We start from the raw sequence: 404 nt of genomic DNA, 5'->3' as shown, positions 1-404 counted from the left end.
TCCCCAACAAATTGGCTTTGCCGCCCGTGCTGTACTGTCGCGGCACCAAGCCCACTGAAGCCGCAAAATCGCGACTGCATCGGTATTGCTTGCCATCGCCCATTTCTACAGCCAGAAGGCTGGCGGTGATCGGACCGACACACGGCATGCTAAGCAAACGGCTCCCCAGATCATCGTCGGCCAGCTGGCAAGCCAGTTGTTTGTCCAGTTCCTTGATCTGTTCATCCAGGTAAACGAAGTGATCGTGCAGGCGTTGCAACAGCACTGTCAGCCGCACAGGCAGCTCATGCTCGGCCAAAACAGCTGCCAAACGCTTCATGATGGCTGAGCCTTTGGGCAGGCTGATGCCAAATTCCAGCAGGAAACCGTGCATCTGATTGGCTGTCTTGGTGCGGTCATGCACC

Annotated in this window: 1 protein-coding gene; it reads right to left on the bottom strand. The window is 56.7% G+C overall.

Annotated elements, in window-relative coordinates:
- The coding region (locus RC73_RS19730) for an IS110 family transposase (RefSeq protein WP_039036224.1) at positions 1–404 on the bottom strand (404 nt) is incomplete at both ends.

The sequence above is a fragment of the Shewanella sp. ECSMB14102 genome, from assembly GCF_000813075.1.
In the GTDB taxonomy this organism is placed as follows: domain Bacteria; phylum Pseudomonadota; class Gammaproteobacteria; order Enterobacterales; family Shewanellaceae; genus Shewanella; species Shewanella indica.
Note: the sequence above shows the minus strand (reverse complement) of the source record. Positions and strands in the feature narration are given on the sequence as shown.